The organism is Nitrospira moscoviensis (assembly GCF_001273775.1).
Taxonomy (GTDB): Bacteria; Nitrospirota; Nitrospiria; order Nitrospirales; family Nitrospiraceae; genus Nitrospira_D; species Nitrospira_D moscoviensis.
On record NZ_CP011801.1, the window covers coordinates 1299364 to 1321905 of the forward strand.

Annotated in this window: 20 protein-coding genes; 7 read left to right on the plus strand and 13 right to left on the minus strand. The window is 61.0% G+C overall.

The genetic code is table 11. The features are described from left to right. Window positions 1-108: 108 nt before the first annotated feature. Complete coding sequence (locus NITMOv2_RS06380) at window positions 109-330, plus strand: KTSC domain-containing protein (RefSeq protein ID WP_053379068.1); 222 nt, start codon at window positions 109-111, stop codon at window positions 328-330. A 56-nt stretch (window positions 331-386) separates the two neighbouring features. On the opposite strand, the gene NITMOv2_RS06385 is transcribed toward NITMOv2_RS06380, so the two are convergent. The 3 genes from NITMOv2_RS06385 to NITMOv2_RS06395 all read right to left on the minus strand — a co-directional run bounded on the left by NITMOv2_RS06385 (window position 387) and on the right by NITMOv2_RS06395 (window position 5243). Then, complete coding sequence (locus tag NITMOv2_RS06385) at window positions 387-1136, minus strand: Tll0287-like domain-containing protein (RefSeq protein WP_053379069.1); 750 nt, start codon at window positions 1134-1136, stop codon at window positions 387-389. A gap of 124 nt (window positions 1137-1260) precedes the next feature. Beyond that, on the minus strand, window positions 1261-3495 hold the full coding sequence (locus NITMOv2_RS06390; protein ID WP_238590524.1) for an ATP-binding protein: 2235 nt from the start codon (window positions 3493-3495) through the stop codon (window positions 1261-1263). Between the two features lie 5 nt (window positions 3496-3500). Then, window positions 3501-5243, minus strand: a complete 1743-nt coding sequence (locus NITMOv2_RS06395; RefSeq protein ID WP_053379071.1) for a hypothetical protein — start codon at window positions 5241-5243, stop codon at window positions 3501-3503. 414 nt (window positions 5244-5657) lie between these two features. On the opposite strand from NITMOv2_RS06395, the gene NITMOv2_RS06400 reads away from it, so the two are divergent. Further along, window positions 5658-7025, plus strand: a complete 1368-nt coding sequence (locus tag NITMOv2_RS06400; RefSeq protein ID WP_053379072.1) for an OmpP1/FadL family transporter — start codon at window positions 5658-5660, stop codon at window positions 7023-7025. A 58-nt stretch (window positions 7026-7083) separates the two neighbouring features. Here the strand turns inward: NITMOv2_RS06400 and NITMOv2_RS06405 are convergent, their stop codons facing one another. Beyond that, entirely contained in the window at window positions 7084-7380 is a 297-nt protein-coding gene (locus NITMOv2_RS06405; protein WP_053379073.1) for a hypothetical protein, read from the minus strand. 123 nt (window positions 7381-7503) lie between these two features. Between NITMOv2_RS06405 and NITMOv2_RS06410 the strand changes: the two genes are divergently transcribed. Next, window positions 7504-7947, plus strand: a complete 444-nt coding sequence (locus NITMOv2_RS06410) for a DUF1284 domain-containing protein (protein WP_238590482.1) — start codon at window positions 7504-7506, stop codon at window positions 7945-7947. A 100-nt stretch (window positions 7948-8047) separates the two neighbouring features. Here NITMOv2_RS06410 and NITMOv2_RS06415 read toward each other — a convergent pair whose 3' ends face one another. Continuing rightward, window positions 8048-8521, minus strand: a complete 474-nt coding sequence (locus NITMOv2_RS06415; RefSeq protein WP_053379075.1) for a helix-turn-helix domain-containing protein — start codon at window positions 8519-8521, stop codon at window positions 8048-8050. A 102-nt stretch (window positions 8522-8623) separates the two neighbouring features. Here NITMOv2_RS06415 and NITMOv2_RS06420 point away from each other — a divergent pair, with 102 nt between their 5' ends. Beyond that, a complete protein-coding gene (locus tag NITMOv2_RS06420) occupies window positions 8624-9094 on the plus strand; it encodes a helix-turn-helix domain-containing protein (RefSeq protein WP_053379076.1) in 471 nt (156 codons plus the stop codon). Between the two features lie 276 nt (window positions 9095-9370). Next, window positions 9371-10390 carry a DUF2235 domain-containing protein gene (locus NITMOv2_RS06425; RefSeq protein ID WP_053379077.1) on the plus strand — a complete coding sequence of 340 codons (1020 nt, stop codon included), beginning with the start codon at window positions 9371-9373 and terminating at the stop codon, window positions 10388-10390. 7 nt (window positions 10391-10397) lie between these two features. Here NITMOv2_RS06425 and NITMOv2_RS24620 read toward each other — a convergent pair whose 3' ends face one another. The 4 genes from NITMOv2_RS24620 to NITMOv2_RS06440 form a co-directional block, all read right to left on the minus strand. Then, a complete protein-coding gene (locus NITMOv2_RS24620; RefSeq protein WP_274519506.1) occupies window positions 10398-10529 on the minus strand; it encodes a hypothetical protein in 132 nt (43 codons plus the stop codon). A gap of 602 nt (window positions 10530-11131) precedes the next feature. Then, window positions 11132-11707: an acyloxyacyl hydrolase gene (locus NITMOv2_RS06430; protein WP_053379078.1), complete on the minus strand. Its 576-nt coding sequence runs from the start codon at window positions 11705-11707 to the stop codon at window positions 11132-11134. Window positions 11708-11978: 271 nt separating this feature from the next. Continuing rightward, on the minus strand, window positions 11979-12308 hold the full coding sequence (locus tag NITMOv2_RS06435) for a hypothetical protein (RefSeq protein WP_053379079.1): 330 nt from the start codon (window positions 12306-12308) through the stop codon (window positions 11979-11981). Window positions 12309-12458: 150 nt separating this feature from the next. Then, window positions 12459-13340: an acyl-CoA desaturase gene (locus tag NITMOv2_RS06440; RefSeq protein ID WP_053379080.1), complete on the minus strand. Its 882-nt coding sequence runs from the start codon at window positions 13338-13340 to the stop codon at window positions 12459-12461. A gap of 329 nt (window positions 13341-13669) precedes the next feature. On the opposite strand from NITMOv2_RS06440, the gene NITMOv2_RS06445 reads away from it, so the two are divergent. Together NITMOv2_RS06445 and NITMOv2_RS06450 are read left to right on the plus strand one after the other, a co-directional pair. Next, a complete protein-coding gene (locus NITMOv2_RS06445; protein ID WP_083447811.1) occupies window positions 13670-14962 on the plus strand; it encodes a DEAD/DEAH box helicase in 1293 nt (430 codons plus the stop codon). A 52-nt stretch (window positions 14963-15014) separates the two neighbouring features. Then, window positions 15015-15395 carry a PilZ domain-containing protein gene (locus tag NITMOv2_RS06450; RefSeq protein WP_053379081.1) on the plus strand — a complete coding sequence of 127 codons (381 nt, stop codon included), beginning with the start codon at window positions 15015-15017 and terminating at the stop codon, window positions 15393-15395. Between the two features lie 59 nt (window positions 15396-15454). Here the strand turns inward: NITMOv2_RS06450 and NITMOv2_RS06455 are convergent, their stop codons facing one another. The 4 genes from NITMOv2_RS06455 to rseP all read right to left on the minus strand — a co-directional run bounded on the left by NITMOv2_RS06455 (window position 15455) and on the right by rseP (window position 22538). Continuing rightward, window positions 15455-16687: a murein transglycosylase domain-containing protein gene (locus tag NITMOv2_RS06455; RefSeq protein WP_053379082.1), complete on the minus strand. Its 1233-nt coding sequence runs from the start codon at window positions 16685-16687 to the stop codon at window positions 15455-15457. 148 nt (window positions 16688-16835) lie between these two features. Further along, entirely contained in the window at window positions 16836-19154 is a 2319-nt protein-coding gene (locus NITMOv2_RS06460) for a GspE/PulE family protein (protein WP_053379083.1), read from the minus strand. 183 nt (window positions 19155-19337) lie between these two features. Next, window positions 19338-21041 carry a proline--tRNA ligase gene (locus NITMOv2_RS06465; RefSeq protein WP_053379084.1) on the minus strand — a complete coding sequence of 568 codons (1704 nt, stop codon included), beginning with the start codon at window positions 21039-21041 and terminating at the stop codon, window positions 19338-19340. Window positions 21042-21146: 105 nt separating this feature from the next. Continuing rightward, window positions 21147-22538: an RIP metalloprotease RseP gene (gene rseP / locus NITMOv2_RS06470; RefSeq protein ID WP_083447812.1), complete on the minus strand. Its 1392-nt coding sequence runs from the start codon at window positions 22536-22538 to the stop codon at window positions 21147-21149. Between the last annotated feature and the right edge of the window lie 4 nt (window positions 22539-22542).

Consider the following 22542-nt stretch of genomic DNA (forward strand, 5'->3'; position numbering starts at 1 on the left):
CTGGCCGCCGTCCGAAAGCAACGAAGCGGGAATCGTGCCGTCCCCTGTTGTGATTGAGGGAACCCGCCACTTGTCTCTCATGCCGACTGCTTGGTGGAATGTGAGCGTATGGAGCTGATCCCTGTCGAGTCGTCCAGCGTTCGGTACGTCGGGTACGAAGAAGATCGGCAGATTCTCTACGTGCAGTTCATCGACGGAGACCTGTACGAGTACTTTGGCGTGCCGGTGAGCGACTTCATCGATCTTCTGCACGCAGAGTCGATCGGTTGGTTTGTGAACAAGCGGATCAAGCCCTATTACGACTATCGCAAGCTCGAAGCCGCCTCATGATGACGGGCGAGTCATCACCCCGTCGATGAGGCCGTAGGCAAGTTAAGTTGTCGGGTTCATTTCACCGGTATCTTCACGCTGATCGCCCCGCCGAGATCCCCTTCTTTGGCGCCTTCGCGGGGATAGCCGGAGATATCGCGTTCGCCTTTCGGCTCGCCATGGCAGCTGAGGCACGCTTTTCCATAATAGAGCGGCAGCATGACGCGAAGCGTCTTCCCGTCATCGACGACTTCGCTGATGATCGCATTCCGTGTCCGGGCGAATGCCGGATCGGTTAGTTTTTCAAATGCCGCTGTTTCATACTCGTCGGGCTTGTTCTTGGGATTGCGGAGGAGGCTTTCCGGCGCCGTCTGTTTCAGATAGACGCCCGACCAATTTTGAAAGCGCTTGGCCGTTTCGGTGCCGAACGTGGCCGGAATCAAACCTTTATACCGAATGCCCGGCATGTTGATCACGGTCTGGTAACTATCGATCGTTTTTCTACTTTCCTCAAGCAGGCGGGCCAGCAGGGTCCTCGCCTCAGCCGAGATCGGGGCAGCGGTGAGATCTGAGAGGTCGATCCCTGTCCGCTCCCGAAACACCGCCAGCAATTGTTTCTCAAATGCCGGAGCGGTGAAGTTTTTCTGCCCTTTGGATGGATCGTTCAGAAGATCCTGATGCAATCCGACGGTGACCCGTCCGGCATCGAGCAAGATGGCGAGCAGCCGTCCGGTTTCGATGGCTTGGTCCGTGCCGTCGGCGTGGGCAGGAGCCGCTCCCCCCACTGCAAGACACAAAGCAATCAGAACGGTCATGCGATACCGCATCGTATCGTCCTTATCTGTGGTGGTTACGATAGCAGCACCGGGAGGGTGCCTTTTTCTCAACGGACTGTCCATACCCTAAACCGGGGGGGAGAGACGCGCATGACGGGAACTGTGCGAGTCCAATTTATGGTCCATAGGTTCCGGTCTGGCCTCTGAGTTGCGGAGGGATGCCGGGGAAGAAGACAAGCTTGCCGGGGGACGTGGAGGAGAGGGGAGGCGTGGGCTGCTGGTCCACCGTCGTTCTGTCGGGGAGGGCGAGGGTGAAGGTCGTGCCTTTGCCCACCGTGCTGCGGGCTTCCACGGTCCCGGCATGTTCTTGGATGATTTGATGGACGATGGACAGCCCCAGGCCGGTGCCGGCGTGCTCGGCGCTCTCATGCTTCGTGGTGAAGAAGGGATCGAAGATGTGCGGTAAATCTTCGGGTGCGATGCCGCAGCCGGTATCCGAGACCTCGATCTGCACCCAGCGCGTGCCGTCGAGGCGCGTGAGAGAACGTGTTGCGACCGTCAGCCGGCCGCCCTTCGCCTTCATCGCATCCATTGCGTTCAAGATCAAATTCATCAGCACCTGCTTGATCTGCTGCCGATCCACCATGATCGGGGCTAAGTCTTCAGCCAGGTGTTTGTCGATGGATACGCCCAGCGTGTTCGCCTTGACCTCGATGAAGTGCAGGCAGGAGGCGACGATGTCGTTGAGGGATTCCAGCGAGAACTTCGGTTTCATGTAGCGGGCATAGTCCAAAATCTCTTCAATCAGCCGTTCGATCCTCGCCAAATCGTCCGCGACCACCGCGCTGAACGAATCCATGAACTCGGGGTCCTCGCGCCGTGACGGCGCCAGTTGAATGAACGTTTTGATGGAGGTCAGCGGGTTCCGCACTTCGTGGGCGAAGCCGCCGGCGATGGTTTCCAGTGAGCGCAGCCGATCCGCGCGCCTGATCAGGAGCTGGGACCGCTTCCAGTCCTCGTAGAGCATGGCGTTGTCGAGGGCGATGGCCGCGCTGTCGGCCAAGGAGCGCAGCAGCTTGAGCTCATCGTGCGAATAGAATTCCAGCGAGGGCTTATGTCCGAGATTCACAAAGCCGATGAGGCGAGTCTTATTGACCAATGGGAGGCAAACCTCGGAATCCATCTCCGTCAATGTCTCGAGCAGCGTTGACGACAGCCCTTCTTGCTGCCCCAGGGACTCGTGCTGGAGTTCTTCCTTCACGACCGGCCGATTGCACGACAAAAGAAAGCCGGCGAATGCCTCGTGGCTCGTGAGCTGCACGGTGTTGACCTGAGCCTCGTCGACTCCGTGCGAGGCTTTCAGCACGTACCGTCCCAGCTCCTTCTCAAAGAGAAAAAGCGAAAGCTTTTCAATGCGCATGACGGTCTGGAGTGTCCGGATGATCTCGTGCTGTAAGTTGACGAGGTCGAGATTCATCACCATGGCGTGGCTGAAACGCGTCAAGGTGTTGTAGGCGTCGTACCGGCTGGGAAAGAGCGCTTTGTTGAGCGCGGATTGCAGCCACGGCTGGAAAGTCACGTAGAGAGCGGTGAACGCTACCGTGGCGCCGACCAAGACACTGGCCAACGCGGCGGCAGAGAGGTGGCTCAGTCCATGCGCGAGCAGTACGAGCACCAAGGTGAAAGGGATCAGAGGGAGATAAGTCGCACTCATGGACACGAACAGGGCCGCATCCAGCAGATGGTACCGAAGGATGGCGACCGTCACCACGACGGTGAGGAGAAAGATCGGAACATAGCCGAACGGATACAGTTCGTAGCCGAAGGCCGGCAGGAAATCCACCGAGCCCAGGTAGGCAATGACGAACGCGATCAGGACGAACTTGATCTGTTGGCGCTTGATGGGAGTTGTGACGCCGCTGTACGTGCGAACGTAGTCGGTGAAGGCGGCGGCCATATAGGCGACGAAGACGAGAAAAAACGGGACGCTGGCCGGGCCCCATCGCGGAAAATAGCCCCACCAATAATGGTGGACGCCCGCCACGAAATCGTCGCGAAGGAGGACGGCGAGGGCGAGCAGCGTCGCCAGACCATAGCCCCACCAGATCGAACGGGGGCGATGCAGCCGGAGAAATTCCGCAGAGAAAGCGTAGAACGCGACGGAAATGAACATCACCCCCACATTGTCCAACCGAAACCACGCGAGCGCCGTGTCGGGCTTGGTGGCGCAGAGGCCCAGACTGGTCGCGTCGAGCCACAGTGCGATACTGGCGCAGAGCGCAAGAAAGTGACGGTGGGCGGCAGACTGTGGGTTCGAGCGAAAAACCAGAAGACCGAGGCCCAGTGTCACGATTCCCATGAGGAACATGGGAATGGCGTGAACATTGATGGCGTAGTCCTCAGCGGTCATCGTCGTCACGCCACACGTACCTGAGCGATTTTGAGCAGATGCTCTTCGGTGATGTAGCCGGAGGAATTGCGGAAATGGGCCAGGCGGAACCCTAGGGCGCGACCGGCGGCGATCATATGTGCGGCCAACGACGGATCGGCTTTACCGAGGGAGTAATGTCCATGCCAGCCGATGGCCGTGAGAATCATGGTCTCGGAAAGGCACCCGAGGGCTTCTCCAGGCGCAAGGTCCAGGTCGAAGTGCACATCGACGCCCGGCGTCTGGACGACGGCGGATTCAATGACCACGACGTCCGGCCGCTGGCGTGGGATCTCTTCCGAGACGTTCTTCGGTTGAGCCGCATCGATGACGATGGCGCCCGGCTTCAAATGGCCTGCGGTCAACACAATGTGCGGGTTGTTGGTGGCCGCGATGACGATATCCGCGTCCCGTACTCGGTCGAGAGTCGAGGCGCCCTTCACGGCGGCCGGCTGGCGAGCCAAGTCCGTGAGCAGGCTTTCAAGCGCATCCTTTTTGATGTCGATGATAATGAGATTGGCGACCAATCGGGCCAGCATCTTTGCGCAAGCCGAGCCGACGGAACCGGCTCCACCGACGATCGCCGCCGTCGCGTGCGGCAAACTCAGATTGGTCAGTGCGGCTGCATGGAGGACGTTTTGAACGGCGATCGCGGCGGAATGGGGATTGCCAGTCGTCAGTCCCAGCCGCACCTTGCCTTCGAGATCCCGTCCGTCTCGCGTGACGATCGAGGTGAAGGCCCCGAGCCCGGCGATCCGAGCGCCCATTTTTTCCGCCAGCCGAACGGTCTGTAAGATCCGCTGCCGGGCAAGCCGGGGGTTGCGGATCATCTGTTCCGTCGTCAGCGGAGAGATCAGCATCGCGCCGGTCGTCGGTGTTCCATCCGACATGGTGAGGCCGGTGATATAGGAGGCGACGAACGGCCATTGATAGCGAAACCATCGTTCCACCACATGCGCCGGCAGGAGACGTGCGAACGGGAACTTCCGGGGAACATCGCTCAGCGTGCGGGGATGGCCGATGAACGCAAACGTAATGGGTGTGACGAAGAGGCGCGCGACAGGGCCGGGCAAAAATCTGATCACCAAATCGCGAAGGACCTGCGCGAGAAGCCCGAAGCCCTGCCAGACCAAGCTCCAGGAAAATTTCGCCACGCCTCCCGCGGGAGTCGGAGGTGCCGCCGTCGGGTCCCTCTGCAAGATGCCCGGCAGAACCGGAGACGGGCCGGCGAGCTGAGCCGAGTTTTGTGCGGGCAGGTCGGTAGCAGCCGACAAGCGGTAGGGAAGATGATACGGATTATCGGTGATGAACAAGGAGAGAATGGACCGAGGGTTGGCCGTGACCAACTCGGCACGGGCCGCTTCACGTGCGGCACTCTCCGGCGCACCCAGACTCTCCAGATAGCGTTCCAGTTCCTGGAGGGCCGACTCAAGGATGCGCCGCTCGGAATCTCCAAGGGGGAGCAGTTGGACGTCGATGCGGAACTGCGCCGGTGATGCGCCGAACTCCGCGGCCACGGCGTGCACCTTGCCGGCCAGCGGCATGTACGCCAAGCTCCGGCCAAAGTAGAAGAGCACCGAGACGGGGGTGCCGACAGAACAGGAGGAATCGGTCACAAAGGAGATGGATTCGGGGCTGAGATCCGCTGTGACTCCTCTCGACAACGTCCCTTGGAAATCTGCCACGAGCGGCAGACTCACTGCCAGTCTGTTCGTGATCGTACTCGCCATGCTCCCCACGTATCAGGTCTGAGCGCTGTCATACTGGACTCGCGGACCAGAAGCCATGGCGCCGGGACACAGACTGGGTACCGTGTCCTAACTATTGTCCGCGAGTGGTTGTTTGTCAACCAACAGCGGGCTCCTGTCAAGGGCGCAAAGGCCCGATCTTGGCCGAGAAATCAGGCTAAACGGCTCTATCAGACCAAGTCCAAATTGCGCTTCCGCGGGGGCACGGTGAGTGTGTGAATTTGTATTTGAGACGGCCCGCCGCATTGCTATCAATGATCGCTACAGTGAAGGTCGGAACAGGCCGATATCGCCAAGCAGAGCCTGTCAGCCCACGGCTGCGCAGGCGGAACATCCAGCGGGAGCCACACATCGATGCAGACGAATCCCATGACCTATCACTGTGGAAGAGGAGGAATGTGTGCGGTGGTCTGTCTCCTCCTTTCGGCGATGCCTGCGGTGACCTTCGCCGGTGCATTCCGGATATTCGACCACAGCGCCTCCGGGACGGCGCAAGGCGGGGCGTTTACCGCTCAGGCCGATGATCCCTCGGCGATTTACTTCAATCCCGCCGGCATGACGCAATTGCACGGCGTCCAAGTGAGTGTCGGGACTTTGTTGCTGGGCGGCAGCACCAGCTTCACCGGTCCGACGGGAACGACCACACGGGGGGATTTCGGCGGCAGCATGGCCTTTCCGCCGCCGAGCAATTTCTACATCACGGCGAATCTCAAGCCGACGGGAATAGCGGCGTTAGAGAATGTCACCGTCGGGATTGGCGTCGTCTCGCCGTTCGGCGTCTTGTATCGGTATCCCAATGACGCGCCGTTCGCCACGGCGGTCACGCGCCAATCGTTACCGTTGATCGACATCAAACCCACCCTGGCCTACAAGCTGAGCGAGCAACTGTCCGTCGGAGTCGGCGCGGACATCTATACCTTCGCCGGTTTTTGGGGATCTGGACAGGCGGAGACGCACTTCATCTCGTCGGGAGGACCGGGTTTGCCGACGTTTGGCATGCCGATGGAAATCAACGGGAGCGATACGGCAGCTGGGTTCAACGTCAGTCTGCTCTATACTCCGCTGCGGAATGCCGACGGGCGCCCCCTTGTGAATCTCGGACTCGTCTATCGCAGCCAGGCGACCCTGCATTTGGATGGCGAGTTTCTGGCCAACGGCGCGCGGGTGGCGAATGCCTCGACGACGCTCGTGCTGCCGCAAGTGATGACCGGCGGCATCGCTCTGTGGCCGGTCCGCGATGCGGCGCATGAGTGGAAGGTGGAGCTCGATGTCGATCACACCGGGTGGAAATCGGTGCGCAACCTCGACGTCCATCTGTCGACCGGGACCACGATTCCATTTCCACAGAACTGGCGGAACAGCTATACCGTGATGGTGGGTACGGAATACAAGTGGCTGCACCCGGCGGCGTTGCCGGATTGGGACGTGGCGTTGCGGGGTGGCTACTGGCATTCCCAAACCCCGATTCCCGATCAATCGTTCACGCCGACCGTCCCCGATGCCGACCAGCAGGCGGTGTCCGCGGGGCTTGGGTTTCTGTGCATGGGCCACGGCCGGTTTCTCGGCCTGATCGCGTGCGGGGCGGACGGAGAATCGTCCTTCGGGCCTAAAGCGATCGGACTCGACTTGGCGTATCAACTGATTTTGTATGAGCCGCGGACGGTCAGCGGCAACGTCCAGCCGGTCGCCATTCCAGGCCTCGTCAACGGTATCTACCGGACCACGTATCACGTCGGGGCGATCAATCTGCGCGTCAATTTCTGACTCGCTCCACCGGCTCAACCTCGCCGTCGTCTGAATCGGCTAGGCGCACCGCCCGACATTATGCCGCTCTATCTTCCTGAATGGAGACATCTTTGAGAAAGGCGGACAGGTCGGGGTTGGCGTAGACCCCATAGGCATCCACCAAAGTCCCGCGGGTGCCATCTTTTGCCTGGATCGCATAGACCACCGCCAGTTCCTCCGGATCGCTGGCCCCTTCAAAGCGGTGGTGTTCCACGATCGTGAGATCGCCCGGAGCGAACGTTTTTCCGCTCTCTACCGCTCGGAACGTCTTGCCGATCAACTCAAAATTAGCCGTGAACCCGCGCTGCTCTAAGGCGCGCACGGCTTCGGCCACGGTCCTGTATGCGTGGATGCTCATACCATCAGCATAAAACACCGGGAGTACGTCTGCCAGCCTGCTGCTTTTGACTTGATAAGGATGCGGGTGACACAATTTTGCAGCGAAATGGCCATGCGTATGAACCGCGACACGACCGCTCCTCTCCGCCTGCGAGGGCATACCCTTCTCTGTCTGCAAGGATTTCGCGGGGAGGGGTATAGTCTCGACTTTGTCAACAACATGGCCGAGGTGCATCGGCTCTTGACGGAGCATCCAGAGACCTGGGTGGAAGTGGTCGCGTCGCCCGATACGATCTGTGGGGCCTGTCCGCATCGACGCCTGTCGGGATGCACCTTGAACGGCGCGCGGTCCGAAGAGGAGATGCACGAGCAGGACCATGTGGTGCTTCGGAAGCTGGGAATCGAGGCTGGAAGTCGCCTCCCTTGGAGGGAGATTCTCGACCGTATCAGCCGCTCGGTGAGCGGCGGCGATTTGCCGGCCATCTGCGGAACTTGCCGGTGGTTGCCGCTCGGCTACTGCCGGGAAGGCGTCGACCGATTGCACAAATCAGCGCGCCCATGACGCCACTATCCGGTCCTTCACGCCGCTGAGTGTGTCTGATAACTGAACCAGTGAGAATGTCGAAGTGAGCCGGCTCAAGGACGAGGGGCCCGTCTCTCGGTCAATGCGCTATGCGCCGAAGCAGCGTGTCCGGCGGGATACCGAGGACGTTGTCGGGAAGGATCTTCAGGCGGACGGTTTCACGGAGCAAGAGGACGACGCGGCTCACGCCGAAGATGCGATTCAGATCGCGGTGGTGAAAATCGATCGTTCGGATGCTGACGCGGAGCCGCGCCGCCATCTCACGGTGCGTCAGACCTGCCGCCAAGCCGTACAGGACCTGCCGTTGCCGCGGGGTAATGCCGCGCATCGGTAGTTGCGTGCTTGGAACGCAAGTGCGAAGGTCGTAAAAAAACGACACCGGAACCTGCAACGCCCGCGCCAGCTTGCCGATGGAATGGGTGCTCGGTGTCCGTCGTCCCTGCTCCCATAACGAGATTGCAGACGGGCTTTTGAGGTTGAGCCTATCGGCGAGATCCTCGACCGTCAACTGAAGGGCGATCCGGCGAATCCGTATTTTTTCATGCCGGAACATGTTCGGTACTCTATGATGTGCGTGCGCGCAAGTCAATGCATAATTTGCTTATGGCGAAAAAAGATAGTATCTCTCTTCGACCGGACGTATGGAGTAGCGCCGATGCGGATCAGAGACCGGATCAGGGCGGTGATGGAGGCGCAGGGGCTCGATCCAGCCGGGCTCGCCCCGAAGCTCGGGGTGACGGCCAATACCGTCTACCGCTATCTCAAGGGGTCGTTGTACCCCTCCGCCGACGTGCTGGTTCGGCTCTGCGAGATCGGGCGGCTCGACCTGGCCGAGATGTTGGCGCAATTGGCGAAGGAGCGGCAGGCCGCGCGCCATAAGGCGTATGGTGAGCGGGGAGAGCTGCCTTCTTTCATCGGTGAGGCAGGACCGTTTCGGAAGGAAGCCCGTCCGCTGTTGGAGCTGTTGGACAAGTTGAACAGTGAGCAATTGACGGCGCTCCGGCAATGTGCGGAAGCTCTCGCGGGAGGCGATCCGGATATCGAACGGCATTTGATCGCCCAGCTCAGATTCCTCAACCGCATGGTGGTGGGGCGATCGTCCAAGCGCGGGGTCCGCTCTCGCTAGCCTCGCGGTAACACGTTGGCGGCTCTGCCAGGTTCGACGACCGGGAGTCGCGGAGAGCCGCCGCATGGCTTCGAAAACCGGCGCCGCTCTCACTCCCTCAACTGCTGCTCTCGGCGATCGTCGATAAAGCACAGGGCTTCTTGGCCGACTGTCCTCCGCACCTCTTCATTCACAGGGCTGGTTCCTTTCGTGGCCGCAGTATCCTTGAAAAGGTCAGGGACCGGCGATGTGCGGCGACCAGAGAATCCAAGCGGGCGTCTCCCGCAGGAGGGCGTTATGAAAAAGCGGCTGATTGTCTTGTTCGACGGCACCTGGAATACCCGCGATGATCGGACGAATGTCGCGCGCATGGCCGACGCGGTCGCCAAAGAGGGATTCGATGGGGTGCCGCAAGAGAAATGGTATGACCGCGGTCCCGGCACCAATTGGTACGACCGTCTCCGGGGCGGCGCGTTCGGCTATGGGTTGTCGGAAAACATTCGGGAAGCCTATGCGTGGCTGGCCGGCGAATGGGCGAAAGCGGATGACAACGAGCTCTATGTGTTCGGATTCAGCCGGGGCGCGTACACCGCTCGAAGTTTGGTGGGTCTGATCCGCAAAAGCGGACTATTGAAGAAGCCGGCGAAGGAGTTGGTGGAACAAGCCTATGCACTCTATCGCAATAAAGACCTGCGCCCCGACAGCCAGGAAGCGGCGGCGTTTCGGGCGACCTACTCGCGGGAGATCCGAGTCAAATTTGTCGGCGTGTGGGACACCGTGGGGAGCTTGGGCGTTCCGTTTACCGGCGCGCTCGTCCCTTGGGGGCGCGATCACTATCAGTGGCACGACACGGAGCTCAGCAAGATCGTCGATTATGCCTATCATGCTCTGGCCGTCGATGAACGGCGGAAAGATTATGAAGCGACGGTCTGGACAAAGCGGAAACCGGAAAATCAGGACGTCGAGCAACGCTGGTTCATCGGTGCCCATGCCAACGTGGGCGGGGGCTACAAGTACGATCGGCTCCACAACATTCCTCTGCGTTGGATGCAGGACAAGGCGGTGGCGTGCGGGTTGGGTCTGAAAGAACTGCGAACGGTGGAGGCGAGCGACTATCGGGCCAAGGTGGCCGATTCGTTCGGCGATTTCATGTTCGGACTGTACAAGGCGATGAAATTCGGCAAGCCCTTTGAACGCCCCTTCGGGACCGGGGTGAACGAAACGGTGGATGACTCGGTGTGGCAGCGCTGGAACACCATGAAGGACTACCGGCCGCCTTCGCTGTTGGAAGAGGCCAAGAAACGCGGCCTGGCCTGACGGGCCGTTAGAACATCGGCGGCTGAGGTCCCCACTGTAATCCTTCCAAGTCGGGATCGATTCCGTCCTCGGCCGGGCGCCGATCCGCCTTCTCCGCTTTGCGTTGAGCGCGGCGCTCTTCCTTCTCCCGCTGCTTCATCTGCCTGGCTTTTTCGCGATCGCGCTTGGCGATGGTTGTTTTTCCTGGTCGTCCGATGGTCCCCGTCCTTTCTCTGCCGTTTCAGGCCGATTACTTTGCTCTTCGGCTACGCGCCCCGGTGATACGTCCCACTCCGGGCCCCGAACGGTCCGCGGTCTTCTTGGCCACGGATCGCAGACGTGTTTCTTGACCGAATCCTGTGCTGGCCAGCGATGATACCTGTCGCCGAATGTCTTCGATCGATGGCGACTCATCGTCCTGAGAGGCCGGTTGGAAGCCCAGGAGGTCCCATCGAATTTTTAATCTCTGGACGGGGCGTTTACGTTTTCTGGCCTTGTTACCACCCCATGCCGTGGATATTTTCATCATGCACTCCTTCCGGGATCGTCGAACGACGGTTCGAACATGGCAACCGGTCTTTTACTGACCGAAGGGACCGGGAAGAACAGTTGTACTGAGGAGCCGGTCGCGCAGCGGTATGTCACAGCGCGAGGGAGAGGATATCGTCGAACGAGGTTGCAGCGTATCATGCGCGTCGCCGTGAGTCAAATTCCTGCAGACGAAAACCTCCGCAGAGCGGGAGCCGTCTCCTGCAGTCCGCTTCAGAAGCGATAGCCGATCTCGACGATATAGAGATCTACGCCGAGACTGGACGATCCGTAGAGGCCGGCGTCAGAAAAATGCAGCACGCGGAATCCGGCATACGCATGCGTGAACGGACGGACTTGAACGCCGGCCGTGGCGATGGCTTGTACCGGCCCGCCGAGATCTTGTATGCCGAACTTCTCCCGGCTGAACAATCCGATTCCGCCGCCGAGGTCGAACGTCACCAGATCGTTCCATCCGCCCAGTGAGAGCGCCGGCACGACTGTCGCCATCAGCCCGCTGTCGCCGGCTGCCGAGAGATGGCCCGCGCTGGTGGTCAATCTCGTGCCGATGCGCCATGAGCTGTCGCCAAGCTGCCATGTCCAAGGCAGCCGCCAGACCGCCGCAAGGTCGGTCAGGTGAAAATTGTGCTTCTGCTCTCTTCCTAGAAAAGGCGATTGTCCGCTGAACCCGAGGCGAGGGCCGATACTGATGAGCGGGCTATCCTCGGCGAAGCTCAGCGCGCCCGCCGGCGTTGTGAGTGCAAGGATTCCGATCAGGCCGATTGAAAGGCGCAGGGACAGGGCTTGCATCAGGGGTGCCTCGTTGGTGGTACAAGTGAGCGACGGCAGCGACGGAAGGACTCTGGCGGAGGACGCAGCCGCGATAGGGTGGTGTGTGACGCGAGAATAGGCGGAGAGGAACCGACGGAAGACGGGAGGGAGCGTCTCAGGTCCGGCTCAGGATCAGATTCTCGGTCCGCGCAACACCAGTAAGAGGCCGCGTAGCGGCTCATTCCATGCGAGACCCGCTAGAGAACGAGGTGATCGTCCAGCCTCGGAATGCCGGGGCCGACGACGCGCGCTAGGCCGACTTGACAAACCGGTCCTCGGAAAAAGCGGTGCGCAAGTGCATCGTCACGGAACGGCGATACGGCTCCTTTTCTCGTCCGATGATGACCAGGTTTTCGCTGTCGAGCACAATGGTCAAATTGTCTTCCGATACCAGTTGCCGCGCGCCCGGTCCGATATTGACGCGATATTGCGTCTTGCCGTCCGGATTGCGTTGCGGGCCCGTCACGATTTCCGTGAGCCCGTCGATCACGCCTTCGTAGGCTTCGACACGGTGCCGGACTTTGGTGCCGTCGGGAATGCGAACCCATCCGGAGGTGGTGCGGTGTTGATCGATGTTCATGGTGATGCTCCTTGCCTGGTCGGTGATGTCGGTTCGAGGATTGTGATGTGCGGGGTTGCCCCGGCACGTATTACTGTACCACGCGGCCGCCGACATGGCGACCCATGAGCTGTAAAAATTGTGTGAAGCCCGGCGGCCGGTCGGGCGCAATTAGGCTCGAGGCGAGCGATCCGCCGCCGCGTAGGAAGCGGTGCGTAAACCTGAGGCGAGCCCCAACAAGTACAGCGTATAGATCAGCCACTTCGACGGGTCGAAATCGTACCAGTGGGCTCCGTTGCGATAGTCGCTGGGAAACGTATGGTGGTAGTTGTGATATCCCTCACCGAATGTGATGAGCGACACCCACCAGCTGTCCCGGCTGGAATCTTTTGAGCTGAACGGCTGATTCCCCCAGATATGGCAGACGGAATTGATGCAAAACGTCGAATTCAATACGGCGAAGGTGCGGCCCACCCCGGCGAGCAGGAAACATCCGAGGCCGCCGACCAGCCCGTTCTCGACAAATCCTATGGCGAAGGTCAGGGCCAAGCCCGCCAGCACGATGGCTGTGTAGTGGCGATGCTGCCAGAGGGCGACAGGATCCTGCGCCACACGGGAGGCATACTGAATATCGTCGTGCTTGCGTTCTGAGAACAGCCAACCGCAGTGGCTGTGCCAAAATCCGAGCTTCGCGTTGTACGGATCCGCCTCCTCGTCGCAGTGGGCATGGTGCCGTAGATGATCCGCCGTCCATTTGATGGCCGAGTTCTGCAGGGCCCAGGCTCCGGCAATCAACAGCCCGGCTTTCACCCAGTCCGGACAGTCAAAGCTGCGATGCGACATCAGCCGGTGATATCCGACCGTGATCCCGAGCCCGCTGATGAGGTACAGAGAGCCAAAGAGCCACCAGTGCAGCGCCGTGTAATCATAGAGGTAGGCGTAGATCGGAATGGCGGCCAGCGCGCCGATGACGATCGAGGAAAAGAGGACGATGGTCCAGCCGACATGGAAGCGGCGAGCCAAGCGAATGGATGGGGCGGCGGTCGTCGTCATGAGGGAGTCACTCCGTGCGATGCATCAACCATCGGTGTTCCACGATAGCACACTTCCGCCAGGATCGCGAACGGTTGCGACGCAGGAGCAGGGCAATGAGCCGTCCCTCTTGTTTTTATTTTTTGCAGTGAGTTGACGCGGCAAAAATCTTCCTGTATGGTGTCGATACATTTCCCTCGTAGTAGTCCGGCGGCGGCGATGTATCAACCATAACGGACTTCGCGATCGCATCGCGACCAGGTCCAGTTTGGAGTTGCACCCGTCCCGGTTGTCTCTCCCCTCGGTTCTCTGATCCCGTCTTAATGCGATCAAACTGAAAGGATAGTGTAGTGGATACGTCTGTTCACCTCAATTTTCACAGTCTCGGTCTGTCCGATGCCCTTTTGCGGGACCTCACCAGCGCCGGGTTTTCTTCACCCACGCCCATCCAGGTGCAAGCGATTCCGCCGGCCCTTGCGGGCCGCGATGTCATCGGGTGCGCGCAGACCGGAACGGGCAAAACCGCGGCCTTCGTCGTCCCGATGATCGAACGGCTCGCCGCGCTGCCGAAGGGGCAACCGCAGGCGCTGATTTTGGCGCCGACGCGCGAGCTCGCCATGCAGATTCTGACGACGATCGACAAGCTCGGCCGCAGCCGCCGGATTTCCGCCACCGTGATCGTGGGCGGCGCCGACATGCAGGCGCAAGTGCGGGGGCTTCGGCAGAAACCGGACATCATCGTCGCGACGCCGGGCCGCCTGCTCGACCACATGTGGAACGGCACGATCCATCTGACGCCCATCAAGATGCTGGTGTTGGACGAGGCCGACCGCATGCTCGATATGGGCTTCGCGCCGCAGATCAACCAGATTTTGGATGCGCTGCCGGAAGAGCGGCAGACGCTGCTCTTCTCCGCGACCCTGCCGGCCGACCTCACTCGGCTGGTTCAGGCCAGCGTGAACAACCCCGTGCGCGTCATGGTCGCTCCGTCGGCCACCACCGCGGACGGCGTCACGCAGGCGGTGCATCACACCACGCACGACGCCAAGCCGGAGCTGCTCCTGTCGCTCCTGGGACAGGAACAGGAAACGGTGCTGGTCTTCACACGCACGAAACATCGGGCCGACAAGCTTGGGCGGGTCCTCGGACGGGTAGGCCACAAGGTCGCCGTGTTGCACGGGGACCGGAGTCTCTCGCAACGCCGGGCGGCGTTGGAAGGCTTCAAGCGCGGAACGTTCCGCGTGCTGGTCGCCACCGACATCGCCGCGCGGGGCATCGATGTGGCGAACATCGGCCATGTCGTCAACTTCGATTTGCCGAACTGTCCCGAAGACTACGTCCATCGCATCGGACGCACGGCGCGCATGAAGACGACCGGACGCGCCACCAGCTTTGTCACTGCGGAAGACCACCAGCAGCTGCGCGACATCGAGCGGTTGTTGGGCCAGGTGGTGCCGCTGGCGCCCGGCAGCGCCAAGCCGGCCTACGACGGCCGCGCGGGGGCGGCGGCAGCTCCTCGATCGCCGCGCCATGGTCATGGACGACGGGACGCTTTCAGAGACCGCCGGCCGGTGGGTCACAGCCATGCTCCGGGAACGCCGCCCCGCCAGCAGACGCATTCGGCGGTTAAAACCGGAAATTGATTCGCGAAACGGGCCTCGTGCGCTACAGTAGACCGCACGAGGCCCGTCAGCGATGCAGACCGCGTCACAACGAGAATCCGTCCTCAACGTCTTTCGCCGCCATCCCCGAGTGCGGGCCCCCATCCCCTTCACGTGTTCCGTGGCGCGGTTGGAGCGCCGCGGGTGGTTCAGCAAGCCCAGTGAAGATCTCGGCGTCGTTTACGATCTCTCGCTGCGCGGCGTGCGGATGAGCACCGAAGCGCCGTTCAAACCGGGGGATCAGGTCTCGCTGAGGTTACGATTGCCGAAGCAGGCGGCGCCCGCCGATATTGCGGTCGCTACCGTGCGGTGGACGAAAGACCAGATTTACGGATTGGCGTTCAAGAAGCTGACGGAAGCGGCGCACAGCCGCTTGCGGAAATACATGGCGCTCGCAGCCGGTACGAGGTTTTGAAGGCCACCAAAGGCTCGACGCCGCGCCCGCGCGCATCGTCCAGTCAGTTTTCTCGCCGATTATCGCACGCCCTCAGACGACGTGATGAACTGCTTGCGGAACGTGACGACTTTGGTGAGATAGTCCCTCGTTTCCTGATAGGGAAGGTGGGCCTTCAGCCGTTCGTACACGGCCGGCGGCTGCAGGCTGTTGATCTGCTGAACCGCCGCGCCGGCGTCCGTCGAAAACGCCTTGTAGACATTGCGCGGGCCGGTGTTGTAGGCGGAGATCACGCAGTACTCCCGTGAAACCTGGTTTTCGATCTGCTCCAGTTGGGTATAGGACAGCACGTTGAGATAGGCCGTGCCCAGCTCGATGTTGTTCTCCGCGTCAAACAGATAGTCCCGCGTCGGAATGGAATCGCGCCCCTTGGCTTTGCGATACGCCTCCCGGCCTCCGCTGCTCGGCACCAGCTGCATCAGGCCGTAGGCCGGCGCAGAACTGACCGCAAACGGATTGAAGTTGCTCTCGGTCCGAATGACGGCAAAGACGAGGCTGGGGCTGATGCGGTACTGCTCAGCAAACCTGGTGACGACGGATCGGTACTTCTCCGCCTGGCGGTTGGAGAAATTCGACACCATGGAAATCGTCGTGAACAGCGCCGTTTTCGCCGTTCCGTTGAGCTCGACGGTTCTCGTCTGGCTGCGGCCATCGACAAGATAGGCGGCGAACTGTTCGGCCCGATCCGGGGTGCGGACGGGATTGCCTTGGTGATCGACCACCAGACCGAGGAGATAGGGCTCTTTGTCGCCCGTCAGCGAGACGGCCTTGTCTGAAAAGAGATCGACGGCGCGCGGGTCGTGGGGCGTGAGCAGCGTGGTGACGATGGCGTTTTTGAGACTGTCCCGCGGGCTTTTGTCGTCGAGCGTTTCCACCACCACGGTGCCTTTGTCGAAATCCACGATGGCCCGGCTCATGTAATTTTGCGTGTATTTCACGTAGCGCTTCTGCTCCGGGACTTTGACTTCCTTTTCTCCCCATGTCTTCCGGACGTTCCCGGTCAGCGCGGCCATGATCGTCTCAAAGTCGCGCCGGATCGTTCGCAGATCCCGAATGGCGGCTTCCGGATCTCGCTGGTACACGTCCGCCTTTTCCTTGAGAATCTGCTTGGGGTCCTTGCCCTGCGCGATGTCGACCACGGTGCGCCCGGTGCTCGAGGTCAGCAGCCGTTCGGCCGTATTCAACGCCCTGTCCGTGCTCTCACAGCCGGCGAGGACCCCCACACTGACGATGAGCGCAAGGCGGAGCTGCATGTCAGAGCCTCCTCTCTGAAGGTCGGAAGCGGGCGCATTCTACAGAAACGCGGGCGGAAGGTGAAGGCCGGTGATCTCTATCGAGGGTGAAACGGCGAGGCCCGCCGGCCTTGCCGGCGGGCCTCGGTCTGAGAGGTGAGCTGCCGGGTTACTTGATCGCCACGGCTTTGACTTCTTTGTAAGTCGTATGGCCCTGGAGCACCTTTTGGATGCCGTCTTGCACGAGGGTCGTCATGCCTTCCGCCAGGGCGGTGTTGAGCATGTCTTCGGTGCGGGCCTTTTGTTGGATCATGCGCTTGATCTGATCCGAGCCCAGCAACAGTTCGTGTAACGCCACGCGCCCTTTGTAGCCGGAACGATTGCAGGCTTCGCAGCCCTTGCCGCGGGAGAGCCGAAAGGTATTGTCCTGCTTGATGCCGAGTTTGTCCCAATAGGCCGCGCCGTACCCTTGTCGAAGTTCTTCGTACTCTTCCGGCGTGCCGACGTATTGTTCCTTGCAATCTTTGCAGATGCGGCGCGCGAGACGCTGGGCCAGCACACCGAGCATCGCATCCGCAAAGCTGAACGGATCGCAGCCCATGTCGAGGAGACGGGTCACCGTCTCAACCGCGCTGTTGGTGTGCAGGGTGCTCAGGACGAGGTGCCCGGTGAGCGAGGCTTCGATGCCCGTATCCGCCGTCTCTTTATCCCGCATTTCGCCGACCATGATGACGTCCGGGTCGGCTCGGAGAAAGGCCCGCATCGCGGCAGCAAACGTCAGGCCGATCTTGGGTTGGACCTGCACTTGGCGGAGCCCGTATTGCGTGATTTCGACCGGGTCCTCGGCGGTCCAAATTTTGATGTCGGGCGTGTTGATGTAGCCCAGCACTGAGTGCAACGTCGTGGTTTTACCGGATCCGGTGGGACCGACGCACAGAATAATGCCGTATGGTTTCTCGGCGATGTCCTTGAGGCCCTTGAGGTTGCGGTCGGAAAACCCCATTTTGTCGAGCGGCAGCGGCTCGCTCGCGGCCAGAATACGCATGACTACGTCTTCGTTGTAGCCGGCCGTGGGCAGGGTCGCGACGCGCAGCTCGATTTCCTTGGTTTCGCTGAGCTTGAATTTGATCTTGCCGTCCTGCGGCTTGCGGCGCTCGGCGATGTCCAGGCTCGCCATGATTTTGAGGCGGGACACGATGGCGCGCCGATAGCTCTGCGGAATCTTCATATACTCGAAGCAGTCGCCGTCCACGCGGAACCGGACCAGCGTTTCGCGCTTTTCGCCGTACGGTTCGATGTGAATGTCGGAGGCGTTCTGGCGGTAGGCGTCGGCGATGATCTGGTTGGCCAGTCGGACGATCGCACTGTCGTTCTCATCCAGGCCGCCGCTGCCCGCCGCGTCCTCCATCGCCTCGGCTTGGGCTTCCGTGACGAGCTCGCCGAGAATGTCCGAGACGTTTTCATCGAGTTTCCGTCCGCCGCCGTCCCCCTGGCCCGTCGCCGAGCCGAGGAATTGCGCGATGTCGCGGCGCAGGCTGACGGCGAAGCGGATGTTGAGGCCGGGAAACGTCCGTTTGATGTCCTGCACGCGGTCGAGATCGCCCGGGTCGTCGGTGAGAATCTCGATGGCCGTCCGGTCCCGCTTGAGCGGCATCCAGTGATTCTTCTTGAGATAGTCGACGTTGAGATTCTTGAGCAGCTCGATGTCCACCAGTGTCCGCTCGCTGTATTCGATGTACGGGCACTTGAAGAACTGTGCGAGGGACTTGCCGAGCTCGACCTTCGGAACCTTGTATTTTTCGATCAGGATGCTTTCCAGATCGGAGGTGCCTTTGCGGGATTCCGCGATGGCGTTGTCGAGCTCCTGCTGTTTGATGCGGTTGTTGCTGACCAGCAGATCGAATTTGGTCGGGTTCTTTTTGGCGGTCTTGCGGAGATTGAAGAACGCGATGCCGAGTGCCTTGGCGATCTCCGCCACACATTCTTCGTCCTTCCGCGTGAACCGGCTGCCGCTTTTCTTGTTGAGTAACTGCAGCACGCCCATCAAATACTTGTTGTCCGCGACGATCGGATACGTGAGGACTTGTTTCGTCTTGAAGCCGGTGCGCTTGTCGTAGGACGTGTCGTGCAGCAGCGAGGGGTGGATGACCTGCAGCTCCGCCATGTTGTAGGCGTCCGCGATGTTGACGGGCCGCAGATATTTGGCGCAGAAGCCGGCCAGGCTTTGCTCGGTGATCGGGATGCGAACCTCCTCCACCGTATCGACGTGCGGGACTTTGGAAAAGATTTCCTTCTTCTCGGCGTCGAAGGCGAAGAGCGTCAGATCTTCGGCGTCAAAGAGGCTCAGGATGTCCTTGTGGAGGTCCAGCAGAATCTGATCGAGGTCGCTGGCGGCATGGATCTGACTGGTGATCCGCTTGACGTGCTCGGCATACTCGGTCTTGAGCTGCAGCTCCTGGGTGCTCTGGGGCAGCGGTTTGGCTTGCATGCGGGGCTGTGTCCTTCGGGCTCAGCGCGACATCGTCATCGGCGGTGGTGTGGCTGAGACTCGGTCGTGGGAACGTCCACGGTTGAGAACCGAACCTCAGTCTAGCCCAACGGCTTGGGAAGGCAAGGAAAAGCCAGTTTTACAATCATCCGGAGCAAAACGGAGGCGGTGTGGCTTTCGGCGCTAAGCGGAGGCGGATACGAGGGCGCGGAGATGGTTGACGATCTCGGCCGGCGCGACGCGCGACTTGGCGCCGGTGCGCCGCACTTTGATTTCCACGACGCCGTCGGCCAGCCCCTTGTCGCCGACCACGACTTGGAAGGGCGCGCCGATCAAGTCTGCGTCGTTGAATTTGACGCCGGCCCGTTCTTCCCGGTCGTCCCAGAGCACCTCGAAGCCCGCCGCCTGAAGAGCATCATAGAGCGCGGCCGTGGCTTGCGCCGTTTTTTCCGACTGGCTGACGGGAAGCAGATGGAGGTGGAAGGGAGCGATGGGGTAGGGCCAGATGATGCCGCGCTCGTCGTGGTTCTGCTCGATCGCGGCGGCCGCAGTGCGACCGACGCCGATGCCGTAACACCCCATGATGGCCAACCGTTCCTTGCCCTGATCGTCGAGGATCGTCGCATTCATCTTCTGGCTGTATTTGGTGCCGAGGAGAAAAACCTGGCCCACTTCGATGCCCTTCGCCACCACGAGGGCTCCGTCCCCGCGCGGCGAAGGGTCGCCGGCCTGCGCGTTTCGGAGGTCGGCGAACCGATCGACGGAAAAGTCGCGGTCCAGGTTGGCGTCGACGTAATGCGTGTCCGGCTGATTCGCCCCGACTACAAAATTTTTCATGCCCTTCACCGCATGGTCGGCCAGGATTCTGACTTTGAGACCGACCGGGCCGGCGAAGCCGGGAGGGGCGCCGGTCAACTCCTTCACCTTCTCCGGCGTCGCCAGCTGGATCTCGTTGACGCCGAGCAGGCGGGCCACCTTGACTTCGTTGACCTCGTGGTCTCCGCGAATCAGCACCGCGACGGTGTCCTTTTCCGCCGTATAGAGCAGCGTCTTGACCAGCTGCCGCGGCGAGACCTTCAAAAACGCCGTCACCTCGTCGACCGTCCGCCGCTGCGGCGTGGCGGCCGGGGCAAGCGGGCGCAGGGGGCTGGGATCCGCATCTGCGGGGGGCGGCACTTCGGCCCGCTCCAAGTTCGCCGCATAGGCGCCCTTGTCCGTATAGACGACCGTGGCTTCTCCGGTCTCCGCCAAAACCATGAATTCGTGCGAGACATCGCCGCCGATGAGGCCGGTGTCTGCTTCGACGGCGCGGAACGTCAAGCCGCAGCGCGTGAAGATCCTTGTATAGGCGTCGTACATCTTCTGATAGCTGAGCTTGGCGCCGGCTTCGTCGACGTCGAAGCTGTACGCATCTTTCATGATGAATTCGCGCCCGCGCATGAGGCCGAAGCGCGGCCGGATCTCATCCCGAAATTTGGTTTGGATCTGATAGAAGTTCACCGGCAGCTGCCGGTAGGAGCGGACTTCCCGCCGGAACAGATCCGTGATGACTTCTTCATGGGTGGGTCCCAGGCAGAAGTCCCGCTCGTGCCGGTCCTTGAAGCGGAGCAGCTCCTTGCCGTAATAGTCCCAGCGGCCCGTTTCCTTCCACAATTCGGCGGGGGAGGCGATGGGCATCAGCAGTTCCTGCGCGCCTGCGCGGTTCATCTCTTCCCGGATGATCTGCTCGACTTTCCGGATGATACGCAGTCCGAGCGGCAGATAGGTGTAAATGCCGGCCGCGACTTTCCTGATCAGCCCTGCGCGCAGCATCAGCCGGTGGCTGACGGTTTCCGCCTCACCGGGATCTTCACGGAGCGTTGGAATGAGCGTTTGGGAGGTGCGCATGCTGGGATAGAGTAAAGCTTAGTGATGAGTGATGGGTGATGAGTGATGAGCGAGAAGATGAAATTCTAGCCGATCACACATCATGGAATCACTCATCGCAAGCTTCTATCTGTAGAAGATCCGCTCCAGATCATTCCAAAACGCAAAAATCATCACGCCCACCAACAGCACCAAGCCGACTTGTTGGGCCAATTCGCGTTGCCGCTCGCCGAGCGGTTTGCGCAGGATGCCTTCAATGAGGAAAAAGAGCAAGTGCCCGCCGTCCAGGATGGGGATGGGAAGCAGATTCAAGACGCCGAGGTTGATGCTCAGGATGGCGATCAAAAAGACGACGCTCGATGCCCCTTGGGAAGCCGCTTCGCCGGAGATATTGGCGATCGTGAGCGGGCCGCCGATGTTCTTGCTGGAGATGTCGCCCACGATCATCTTATAGAGCCCGATCGTCGTGAGCTCCGTCCATCCCCAGGTGGCTTCCAGGCCGTGATAGACCGCTTCCAGCGGATTGTCCGAGCGCATGAGCGAGCGGCCGGGCCCCGAAATGCCGATTTTGCCGACTTCGACGGTCTGGCCGTTCACCGTGACCTTTTCAGCCGTGGGGGTCACGGTGAGCGGCACCCGTTGGCCGTTCCTCAGCACCTCGACGCGCAGCGGTTTCAACGGATGGTCCTTCACGTGGGTCGTCATTTGCGCCCACGTATAGATCGGCTGTCCCTCGATGGCCACGACGCGATCGCCCGGTTGAAATCCGGCCGCCGAGGCGGGCGAGCCATGCATCACCGAGGTGACCAACGGAGGCGTTTCTTCCACGCCGATCGTGTAAAGGACCTCTTCTCCTGCGGCTGCCTCTCCCGGCGCCGGGATCGGGGTCACCGTGAACGGCTTGGCCTGGCCCTCCCGCCGCACTTCCAGGGTGATCGGTTGCCCCTTGCTCTTGGCTACGGCGTCGAGCAGCTCGGTTTTTGTGGAGATGTCCTTGCCGTTGACCTTGACGATGCGGTCGCCGATCTCCACCCCGGCGTTGGCGGCCGGCGAGCCGGGCACCAGCGCTTCGACATCGGCGCTCAGGTCGCGGAAGGTGGGGACGAACAGCGGCGCCCCTGTCGAGAGCCACCCGGCGAAAATCAGATAGGCCAGAATGAAATTGAACCCGGGGCCGGCCGCCACGATGAGGACTTTTCCCCAGAGATGTTGATGGGCAAAAGAGCGGCGGCGGTCGTCCGGCGTCGCGGCTTCCGTTTCATCCTCTCCGAACAGCTTGACGTAGCCGCCGAGCGGTACGGCGGACACCAGATATTCCGTTTCGCCGACCTGGCGGCCGAAGAGCTTCGGTCCGAAGCCCAGCGAGAACTTGAGCACCTTCACGCCGACCCAGCGGGCCGCGAGGAAGTGGCCCAATTCGTGGAACGCCACCAGGACGCCCAACACGACCAAAAACCACCAGGCCTTTTGCATCAGAACCCATATCGTATCGGGGGACCAGGTCAATGCGGACATCATAGTG